At 58.8% G+C, this 9,950-nt stretch carries 9 protein-coding genes; 5 read left to right on the forward strand and 4 right to left on the reverse strand.

Annotated elements, in window-relative coordinates:
- Positions 1–55: 55 nt before the first annotated feature.
- Together AC1DRJ_RS13555 and AC1DRJ_RS13560 are read right to left on the reverse strand one after the other, a co-directional pair.
- Complete coding sequence (locus AC1DRJ_RS13555) at positions 56–247, reverse strand: hypothetical protein (protein WP_477802608.1); 192 nt, start codon at positions 245–247, stop codon at positions 56–58.
- Between the two features lie 14 nt (positions 248–261).
- Positions 262–1,554, reverse strand: coding sequence for a phospholipase (locus AC1DRJ_RS13560; protein ID WP_477802601.1), 1,293 nt, complete (start codon positions 1,552–1,554; stop codon positions 262–264).
- A gap of 241 nt (positions 1,555–1,795) precedes the next feature.
- Between AC1DRJ_RS13560 and kdgD the strand changes: the two genes are divergently transcribed.
- The 5 genes from kdgD to AC1DRJ_RS13585 all read left to right on the forward strand — a co-directional run bounded on the left by kdgD (position 1,796) and on the right by AC1DRJ_RS13585 (position 8,468).
- The gene (gene kdgD, locus AC1DRJ_RS13565) at positions 1,796–2,707 is read left to right on the forward strand and encodes a 5-dehydro-4-deoxyglucarate dehydratase (RefSeq protein WP_477802602.1); all 912 of its coding nucleotides are present in this window, start codon (positions 1,796–1,798) and stop codon (positions 2,705–2,707) included.
- Between the two features lie 61 nt (positions 2,708–2,768).
- On the forward strand, positions 2,769–4,214 hold the full coding sequence (locus AC1DRJ_RS13570; protein ID WP_477802603.1) for an aldehyde dehydrogenase family protein: 1,446 nt from the start codon (positions 2,769–2,771) through the stop codon (positions 4,212–4,214).
- Positions 4,215–4,395: 181 nt separating this feature from the next.
- Positions 4,396–5,775, forward strand: a complete 1,380-nt coding sequence (locus AC1DRJ_RS13575; RefSeq protein WP_477802604.1) for an MFS transporter — start codon at positions 4,396–4,398, stop codon at positions 5,773–5,775.
- Between the two features lie 11 nt (positions 5,776–5,786).
- Positions 5,787–7,340, forward strand: a complete 1,554-nt coding sequence (garD, locus tag AC1DRJ_RS13580; protein ID WP_007942781.1) for a galactarate dehydratase — start codon at positions 5,787–5,789, stop codon at positions 7,338–7,340.
- A gap of 186 nt (positions 7,341–7,526) precedes the next feature.
- Positions 7,527–8,468: an AEC family transporter gene (locus AC1DRJ_RS13585; protein WP_477802605.1), complete on the forward strand. Its 942-nt coding sequence runs from the start codon at positions 7,527–7,529 to the stop codon at positions 8,466–8,468.
- 156 nt (positions 8,469–8,624) lie between these two features.
- On the opposite strand, the gene AC1DRJ_RS13590 is transcribed toward AC1DRJ_RS13585, so the two are convergent.
- Both AC1DRJ_RS13590 and AC1DRJ_RS13595 read right to left on the reverse strand, forming a co-directional pair.
- Positions 8,625–9,005 carry a carboxymuconolactone decarboxylase family protein gene (locus tag AC1DRJ_RS13590; protein WP_477802606.1) on the reverse strand — a complete coding sequence of 127 codons (381 nt, stop codon included), beginning with the start codon at positions 9,003–9,005 and terminating at the stop codon, positions 8,625–8,627.
- Positions 9,002–9,950, reverse strand: a 949-nt coding sequence (locus tag AC1DRJ_RS13595; RefSeq protein ID WP_477802607.1) for a calcium/sodium antiporter, incomplete at its 5' end; no start/stop codon positions are given. The genes AC1DRJ_RS13590 and AC1DRJ_RS13595, both read right to left, overlap by 4 nt.

Here is a 9,950-nt window from a genome sequence, read left to right on the forward strand (position 1 = left end):
ATCTACTGTGGGAGCGGGCTTGCTCGCGAAGAGGACAGTAGCCCTGATGCAAAAATCAGCCAGTGCGCAGGATCGAGCGATCTACCCTCACAGCCAATTCAGCCGCCCCGGGCCTGGCATCAAATACCGCACTCCCACGTTCATCTACCACCGCCCGCCCAATCACAACACCCTTGGACAATAGCTCGAGTGGTGCACCATTCATTGATTGCCCCGAAGCCAGTTCCAGTTTCAATTTGATAGTCATCATCGATCTCCTTATCAGGCAACGTTGCCAGTGGGTGTGTAGTTCTTGAGTAGCAGGTAAGTGCTCCAGCCCCACCAATCGTCGACGGTGGCGGTGTCGTTCAGGTTGTTGACGTCCTTGCGCCGCAGCACTTTGTTGCCCTCGATCCTGAACAATGGCGAGAAATTGCCGGCAGGGTTCAGCACGGTTTGCAGGTCCGGCAACTGTTTCAAGGCGCTGAAATTACCGGGCAACGGTGCGACACCGCTGAGGTATGCGGTGAAGATTTCATCCGCAGAAAGCTGAACCGCTTGGTTGACCTGAAGTCGGTTGGCGCTGTCGATCGCATCGAAATAACGCTTGTCGCCGTAGGCTCGCCATTGATCGCCGTTGCCGTTGCGCACATTGAGGCCGAATTTGCTGTCTTCATCGTGCATGAAACGGGTGATCAGCGAGCCCAGATCTCTGGGCGTGACCACCGCGGCCAATTGCTTTCGCGGTACGCGCAAGTGACCAGCGGAAAACAGGTCGGTCAGGTAGTGATCAGCAAAAGCATTCATCGCGTAGGCGATTTCCAGCTGTTGTTCATCGCCACTGTTTTTTGCCAGCACCGCTTGCTGCACAGCGGCTGTGTGGCCTGCGATATAGGCTGCCAACGCCCCTTCGGCAAAGTGGTCAGAATTGTTCGCGGCCAATTTCAGATAACGTCCCAACGGGAGCAGAGCCGAAACAAAACTGCCGGTAATCTTGTTCCACTCTTCCGACAACGTATCTCCAAGGGCGTCATAGACCTCGTGAGGTTGTTTGCCGTCCCGGATGGCCTGGTTAACCGCGGCGATTTCCTTTTGCATGACGGCGAGGATCTGCTTGGCCTCGGCATTGGAGGCCGGCAGAACGGCGAGGGAGTTAAAGGCACTGGCGAAACGCTGGATGCGATCAGCAGGTGTCGCGCCATCACTGATGGGCTGATCGGGAATGCCATAAAAATCACCCCCCAACGCAACGACCTGGCCATAGGTCAGCGCCAGGCCGTTGGGCAGGTGCAGTTCAACCTGTGCTGCTGGAATGGCGGGGGCATCGTTGATGAAAAGCAGCAGCGTGGTGTCGCCGATGGCAGTGTGTTCACCGCCCTCGAAACGCAACTGAGGCTGGATTCTCAGAGCAGAAGCAGAGGCGGGCGGTTGAGCTGCAGCATTGTGTTGTTCGCCAAGGCGCAGAACCAAGTGTTCATTGCCGCTGATGCTAATGCCGTCTTCGGTAAAAAGATCATCCAGATTGGCAATGATCTGATTGGCGGTTTCCTGCTGTTTTGTGTGTAGACCTGACATTTCTTGCTCCTTGATATGTCTAGTTACGAACTTATTTAACTGTATGTCCATACAGTTGTGTCGATCATAGATGAGACTTTTCCTACGTCAAGAAGAAAATCGTCCGACAAAAAATCAGCAGGCAGCGATGAAATGCAGTTGACGGTTATTATTTAAGTTGTACGATGACCTACAACTCGGCGAAAGCTGAACGGTTTCCTCACACACACACACAAACGTTGCTACCCAGGGTGTTCGAATAATGAATCCACAAGAACTGAAGTCCATCCTCTCTTCCGGCCTGCTGTCTTTCCCGGTTACCGATTTCAATGCTCAGGGCGATTTCAATCGCGCGGGCTACATCAAGCGTCTCGAATGGCTGGCCCCATACGGCGCCTCGGCTCTGTTCGCCGCAGGCGGCACCGGTGAGTTCTTCTCCCTGGCGGCCAGCGAATATTCGGAAATCATCAAGACTGCCGTCGACACCTGCGAAACCAGCGTGCCAATTCTGGCTGGCGTCGGCGGTTCGACCCGTCAAGCCATCGAGTACGCACAGGAAGCCGAGCGTCTGGGCGCCAAGGGCTTGTTGCTGCTGCCGCACTACCTGACCGAAGCCAGCCAGGACGGCGTTGCCGCCCACGTTGAAGCTGTGTGCAAATCGGTAAAAATCGGCGTGGTGGTTTACAACCGTAACGTCTGCCGCCTGACCGCTCCGCTGCTGGAACGTCTGGCCGAGCGTTGCCCGAACCTGATCGGCTACAAGGATGGCCTGGGCGATATCGAGCTGATGGTGTCGATCCGTCGCCGTCTCGGTGATCGTTTCACCTACTTGGGTGGTTTGCCGACCGCCGAAGTTTACGCCGCAGCTTATAAAGCCTTGGGCGTGCCTGTTTACTCCTCGGCGGTATTCAACTTCATCCCGAAAACCGCGATGGATTTCTACCACGCCATCACTCGCGAAGATCACGCCACCGTCGGCAAGATCATCGACGACTTCTTCCTGCCGTACCTGGACATCCGTAACCGCAAAGCCGGTTACGCAGTGAGCATCGTCAAGGCCGGGGCAAAAATTGCCGGCTACGACGCTGGTCCTGTGCGTGCACCGCTGACCGAGCTGACGGCCGAAGAGTACGAAATGCTCGCCGCGCTGATCGACAAGCAAGGCGCGCAATAACACATCCGATTTAGTAAGGCCGCTGAGTGATCAGCGGCCTTTTGCGTGAGGAGAATATTCCGTGGCAGATGCAAAGCGTTTTGATAACTACATCAATGGTGAATGGGTAGCGGGCAGTGAATACTGCGCCAACATCAACCCGTCCGAACTGAGCGACACCATTGGCCACTACGCCAAAGCCGATCTGGCTCAGGTCCACGCCGCCATCGACGCCGCTCGCGCTGCGTTCCCGGCCTGGTCGACCTCGGGCATTCAGGCTCGTCACGATTCGTTGGATAAAGTCGGCACTGAGATCCTCGCCCGTCGCGAAGAACTCGGCAACTTGCTGGCCCGTGAAGAAGGCAAGACCTTGCCTGAAGCCATCGGCGAAGTGACCCGCGCCGGTAATATTTTCAAGTTCTTCGCCGGTGAAACCCTGCGTCTGTCCGGCGACTACTTGCCGTCGGTACGTCCAGGCGTGAACGTTGAAGTGACTCGCGAAGCGTTGGGCGTTGTTGGCCTGATCACGCCGTGGAACTTCCCGATCGCAATCCCTGCGTGGAAAATCGCTCCGGCCCTGGCGTACGGTAACTGCGTCGTGTTGAAACCGGCCGATCTGGTACCGGGTTGCGCCTGGGCCCTGGCTGAAATCATCTCCCGCGCGGGCTTCCCGGCTGGTGTGTTCAACCTGGTGATGGGCAGCGGTCGTGTAGTTGGCGATGCAATGGTGCAGAGCCCGAAAGTCGACGGCATCAGCTTCACCGGTTCTGTTGGCGTTGGTCGTCAGATCGCGGTCAGCTGCGTCTCGCGTCAAGCCAAGGTTCAGCTGGAAATGGGTGGCAAAAACCCGCAGATCATTCTTGACGACGCCGACCTCAAACAAGCGGTCGAGCTGTCGGTACAGAGCGCGTTCTACTCCACCGGCCAGCGTTGCACCGCTTCGAGCCGCTTCATCGTTACCGCCGGCATCCACGACAAGTTCGTCGAAGCCGTGGCCGAACGCATGAAGTCGATCAAGGTTGGTCACGCGCTGAAAGCCGGCACCGACATCGGCCCGGTCGTCTCGCAAGCTCAGCTTGAACAGGACATGAAGTACATCGACATCGGCCAGTCCGAAGGTGCACGTCTGGTCAGCGGCGGCGGTTTGGTGACTTGCGATACTGAAGGCTACTTCCTCGCGCCAACATTGTTTGCCGACAGCGAAGCCGAGATGCGCATCAGCCGCGAAGAGATCTTTGGCCCGGTGGCCAACGTGGTTCGCGTTGCCGATTACGAAGCAGCGCTGGCCATGGCCAACGACACCGAATTCGGTCTGTCGGCGGGTATCGCCACTACCTCGCTGAAGTATGCCAACCACTTCAAGCGCCACTCCCAGGCCGGGATGGTGATGGTCAACCTGCCGACCGCTGGCGTGGATTACCACGTGCCATTCGGCGGGCGTAAAGGTTCATCCTATGGATCCCGCGAGCAAGGTCGCTATGCGCAAGAGTTCTACACCGTGGTGAAGACCTCTTACATCGGTTCCTGATACACGCAAAACCTGTGGGATCTGGCTTTTGTAGGAGCCGGGCTTGCCCGCGATAGCATCACTGAGTTGTGACTGACACTGCGCGGTGATGCTATCGCGGGMAAGCCCGGCTCCTACAAGGCCAGATCCGGCAAGAAATTGTTATTACCCGCATAAAAATAATCAGTGGGAGTACATCTACATGCAAGCGACCAAGCCGACTCGCGTCCGCTATTTGATCCTGCTCATGCTTTTTCTGGTGACCACGATCAACTATGCCGACCGGGCCACTATCGCCATCGCGGGCTCCAGCCTGCAAAAAGACCTCGGCATCGACGCGGTCACCCTCGGTTATATCTTCTCTGCATTCGGTTGGGCCTACGTGGCCGGGCAAATTCCCGGTGGCTGGCTGCTGGACCGTTTCGGTTCGAAAAAAATCTATGCATTGAGCATCTTCACCTGGTCGCTGTTCACCGTGTTGCAGGGTTATGTCGGCGAGTTCGGCATGTCCACCGCGGTGGTAGCGCTGTTCATGCTGCGCTTCCTGGTCGGTCTGGCCGAAGCACCATCCTTCCCCGGCAACGCACGCATTGTGGCGGCCTGGTTCCCGACCGCTGAACGCGGTACGGCTTCGGCGATTTTCAACTCGGCGCAATACTTTGCCACMGTGTTGTTTGCACCGCTGATGGGCTGGATCGTCTACAGCTTTGGCTGGCAGCACGTATTCATCGTCATGGGTGTCATCGGCGTCATCTTCTCGGGCATCTGGCTGAAGGTGATCTACAGCCCACGCGAGCACCCACGGATCAACGAGGCTGAGTTCAAACACATCGCCGATAACGGCGGCCTGGTCGACATGGACCAGGACAAAAGCAAAGGGCAAGCCGCTGGCAAACCGGCTGAAGGTCCGAAATGGGACTACATCCGTCAGCTCTTGACCAATCGCATGATGCTGGGCGTTTACTTGAGCCAGTACTGCATCAACGCCATCACCTACTTCTTCCTGACCTGGTTCCCGGTGTACCTGGTGCAAGAACGCGGCATGACCATCCTCAAGGCCGGTTTCATTGCCTCGTTGCCGGCGATCTGCGGTTTCATCGGTGGTGTGTTGGGCGGTGTGATTTCCGACTACCTGCTGCGCAAAGGCCATTCCCTGACCTTCGCCCGCAAGGCGCCGATCATCGCCGGCTTGCTGGTTTCCAGCAGCATCGTGGCCTGCAACTACGTTGACGTTGAATGGATGGTCGTCGGCTTCATGGCCCTGGCATTCTTCGGCAAAGGTGTAGGCGCATTGGGTTGGGCTGTGGTGTCCGATACATCGCCGAAACAGATCGCTGGTCTCAGTGGTGGCCTGTTCAACACCTTCGGTAACATCGCTTCCATCACCACCCCGATCGTGATTGGCTACATCATCAGCTCCACCGGTTCGTTCAAATGGGCGCTGGTGTTTGTCGGTTGCAACGCACTGGTTGCAGTGTTCAGCTACCTGGTGATCGTCGGTCCGATCAAACGTGTGGTGCTTAAGGAGCCGCCTGTCAGCGGCCCTGAAACAAATCACAAATTGTCACAAGCGCATTCCTGAGGAGCGGCGTCATGCAGTTGATTGAACATTCCGACTCGCCGCGCTACATCCGCCTGCACGAGCGGGACAACGTAGTGATCGTGGTCAATGACCAGGGCGTGCCGGCCGGCACTGAGTTTCCCGATGGCCTGGTGACCGTGGACTTCGTGCCACAGAGCCACAAAGTCACGCTGGAAGACATTCCCGAAGGCGGCCAGGTGATTCGTTACGGCCAGACCATTGGCTACGCGTTGCAGCCGATCCCGCGCGGCAGCTGGGTCAAGGAAGATCAACTGCGCATGCCCACCGCGCCACCGCTGGACAGCTTGCCGCTGTCCACCGAAGTGCCGGCGGCGCAGGCACCGCTGGAAGGCTTTACGTTCGAGGGCTACCGCAACGCCGACGGCACCGTTGGTACGCGCAACATTCTTGGGATTACCACGACCGTTCAGTGCGTCACCGGCGTGCTCGATCATGCGGTCAAACGCATCAAGGACGAGTTGCTGCCACAGTACCCGAACGTCGATGACGTGGTGGCGCTGACTCACAGCTACGGCTGTGGGGTGGCGATTACGGCGGCCGACGCGTACATCCCGATCCGCACCGTGCGCAACCTGGCGCGCAACCCGAACCTGGGCGGCGAAGCGTTGGTGATCAGCCTGGGCTGCGAGAAGTTGCAGGCCGGGCAAGTGATGCACGAGAACGACAGTTCGGTCGATCTGAGCGAGCCGTGGTTGTACCGCTTGCAGGATTCGAGTCACGGTTTCACCGAGATGATCGAGCAGATCATGGCGCTGGCCGAAACTCGTCTGAAGAAGCTCGATCAGCGTCGCCGGGAAACCGTGCCGGCCTCCGAGCTGATTCTGGGCATGCAGTGTGGTGGCAGTGATGCGTTTTCCGGGATCACCGCCAACCCGGCGCTGGGTTATGCCTCGGACCTGTTGCTGCGTGCCGGTGCGACGGTGATGTTTTCCGAAGTCACTGAAGTACGCGACGCCATCTACTTGCTGACCTCCCGCGCGGAGACTGAGGAAGTCGCTCAGGAGCTGGTGCGGGAAATGGACTGGTACGACCGTTACCTGGCCAAGGGCGAAGCTGATCGTAGCGCCAACACCACGCCGGGCAACAAGAAGGGCGGGTTGTCGAACATTGTCGAGAAGTCCCTGGGCTCGATCGTCAAGTCCGGCAGCAGCGCGATCAACGGCGTGCTTGGCCCTGGCGAGCGTTTCAAGCGCAAAGGGCTGATCTTCTGTGCGACCCCGGCCAGTGACTTTGTCTGCGGGACGTTGCAATTGGCGGCGGGGATGAACCTGCACGTGTTCACGACCGGGCGCGGCACGCCGTATGGTTTGGCGATGGCACCGGTGGTGAAGGTCTCGACCCGTACGGAGCTGGCGCAGCGCTGGCCGGATTTGATCGACATCGATGCCGGGCGGATTGCGACTGGGCGAGCTTCGATTGAAGACCTCGGCTGGGAGTTGTTTCACTACTACCTGGACGTGGCCAGCGGGAAAAAGCAGACGTGGGCCGAGCAGCACAAGCTGCATAACGACATCACCCTGTTCAACCCGGCGCCGATTACCTGAGACCGAGTCGCCTGCATAATGATCGTTCCCACGCTCCGCGTGGGAGTGCAGTCAGGGACGCTCTACGTCCCAAAGCGTGACGCGGAGCGTCACAAGAGGCATTCCCACGCAGAGCGTGGGAACGATCAGGGTGAAAGTGGCTTATCATTAGCCCCCTAACGACGCTCACCCAAGGTTCCCCCCGGCATGCTGGCTATCTTCCTCGAAACCCTGAACATCACCGCGCCGGTGTTTGCCATGCTGTTTTTGGGGGCGTTGCTCAAGCGCATCAACTGGATCAACGACAATTTCATCATCACCGCGTCGGCCCTGGTGTTCAACGTCACCATGCCGGCGTTGTTGTTTCTGGGCATCCTGCATGCCGACCTCCACGCTGCGCTGCAACCGGCACTACTGATCTACTTCTCGATTGCCACGCTGGTGAGTTTCGCCATTGCCTGGGGCTGGGCGATCTGGAAGTGCCCGCGTGAGGATCGGGGGATCTACACCCAGGGCGCGTTTCGCGGCAACAACGGGGTGATCGGCCTGGCGCTGGCAGCGAGTATGTACGGTGATTACGGGATATCCCTCGGCGCGATTCTCGCGGCGCTGGTGATTCTGTTCTACAACACGCTCTCGACCATTGTGCTGGCGGTATACAGCCCGGTGATCAAGTCCGATCCGTGGAGCATCTGCAAAAGCGTGATGGGCAACCCGTTGATCATCAGCGTGTTTGCGGCGGCGCCGTTTGCTTACTTCCAGATAGGTTTGCCGGGCTGGCTGGAGAAATCCGGTCAATACCTGGCGCAAACCACCTTGCCGCTGGCGCTGATCTGCATCGGTGGCACGCTGTCGCTGGCTGCGTTGCGCAAGAGCGGCAACATGGCGTTCAGCTCAAGCCTGGTGAAGATGATCGGCCTGCCGGTACTGGCGACCCTTGGCGCCTGGCTCTGGGGCTTTCGTGGGGCGGAGTTGGGGATTCTGTTTTTGTACTTTGGTAGCCCGACCGCTGCCGCGAGTTTTGTCATGGCGCGGCAGGCCAATGGTAATCATGAGCTGGCGGCGGCGATCATTGTGATTACGACACTGATGGCAGCGGTGACCACTAATATCGGGATCTTTTTGTTGCAGTGGGGTGGGTGGATCTAACTTCGGGATCTGCGGTGGTTTATAGGGCCTCTTCGCGAGCAAGCCCGCTCCCACATTAGATTTTCAGCGCACACAGAATCTTTGTACGCTGGTAATCAAATGTGTGCGGGCTTGCTCGCGAAGGCGGTTGAACAGTCACCACAAACTGCCAGAGATTTACTCCGGCTTCTGATAGCTATCAATCACGTCCTGCGCTGCCCGAAACGCATCAATCGCTGCCGGCGCGCCGGCATACACCGCGCAATGCAGCAGCGTTTCCCGAATCTCTTCCACCGTGCAGCCGTTGTTCAGTGCCCCGCGCACGTGGCCTTTCAGTTCTTGCGGACATTTGAGCGCGGTCAGCGCGGCGAGGGTGATCAGGCTGCGGGTTTTCAGCGCCAGGCCATCACGATTCCAGACAGCGCCCCAGGCGTGTTCATTGACGAAATCCTGCAGCGGCTGGGTGAATTCCGTGGCATTGCCCAGTGCGCGGTCGACGAAGGCGTCGCCCATCACTTGGCGGCGGACTTCAACGCCAGGTTTTTTAGTGTCGGTCATGGCAAATCCCTCTTGTGGTGTTGGCGACGCCAGGCGAGCAGCGACGTGAACAGCAGAAACGCCACGAGCGCCGGCAGGACGAAAAACAGCATCAGGTGTTCAAGCTTGCCGGCCAATGGCATGCCGGTGGTGAACGACACCACGTGCAGACCGTAAGCCAGGTACAAACCCAGACACAGCAAACCTTCGGCCCGGGTCACCCGGTAGCCGGTATAGAACAGCGGCAAGCAGAACACCGCTACACCGAGCATCACCGGCAAGTCGAAATCCAGGGCGTTGGGTGAAACCGACAGGGGGGATGGCGCGATCAGTGCCGTCACGCCCAACACACCCAGAAGGTTGAACAGGTTGCTGCCGATCACGTTGCCCACGGCAATCTCCCGCTCACCGCGCAGGGCAGCGATCAATGAGGTGGCCAACTCCGGCAGGGAGGTGCCGATGGCAACGATGGTCAGGCCGATGATCCGTTCCGACAACCCTAGATCCGTGGCGACCTCAACGGCCGCCCCCAGCAGCAGGTGCCCGGCGTAGATCAGCATCGCCAGCCCGGCCACGATCATCAGCAGGCTGGTGAACCAGGGGGCCGGCTGGCTGTGCGGATCGCTCGATGGTGGACGAGCCGAGTGCTGAGACTGGCGCAGCAGCAAGCCCAGGTACAGCGCCAGTGCGGCCAGCAGCATCACCCCGTCAATGCGGGTCAGTTCTTCATTCCAGGCCAGGACGAACACCAGCAAGCTGGCGCCGATCATCAGCGGAATGTCCAGGCGCACCAGATGTCGCGATACGCGCAGCGGAATGATCAGCGCCGAGAGCCCGAGGGTAACGAGAATGTTGAAGATGCTGCTGCCGATCACGCTGCCGACGGCGATATCGGGGGTTTCTGCGAGGGTGGCTTGCAGGCTGACCACCATCTGCGGCGCGCTGCTGCCGAGGGCGACGTTTGTC

This window comes from Pseudomonas sp. P5_B2 (assembly GCF_056400445.1).

What these genes read in the sequence shown, in the direction of transcription:
- AC1DRJ_RS13555 (WP_477802608.1), bottom strand. Translation starts at nt 247, where the DNA reads ATGACTATCAAATTGAAACTGGAACTGGCTTCGGGGCAATCAATGAAT.
- AC1DRJ_RS13560 (WP_477802601.1), bottom strand. Translation starts at nt 1,554, where the DNA reads ATGTCAGGTCTACACACAAAACAGCAGGAAACCGCCAATCAGATCATT.
- kdgD (WP_477802602.1), top strand. Translation starts at nt 1,796, where the DNA reads ATGAATCCACAAGAACTGAAGTCCATCCTCTCTTCCGGCCTGCTGTCT.
- garD (WP_007942781.1), top strand. Translation starts at nt 5,787, where the DNA reads ATGCAGTTGATTGAACATTCCGACTCGCCGCGCTACATCCGCCTGCAC.
- AC1DRJ_RS13585 (WP_477802605.1), top strand. Translation starts at nt 7,527, where the DNA reads ATGCTGGCTATCTTCCTCGAAACCCTGAACATCACCGCGCCGGTGTTT.
- AC1DRJ_RS13590 (WP_477802606.1), bottom strand. Translation starts at nt 9,005, where the DNA reads ATGACCGACACTAAAAAACCTGGCGTTGAAGTCCGCCGCCAAGTGATG.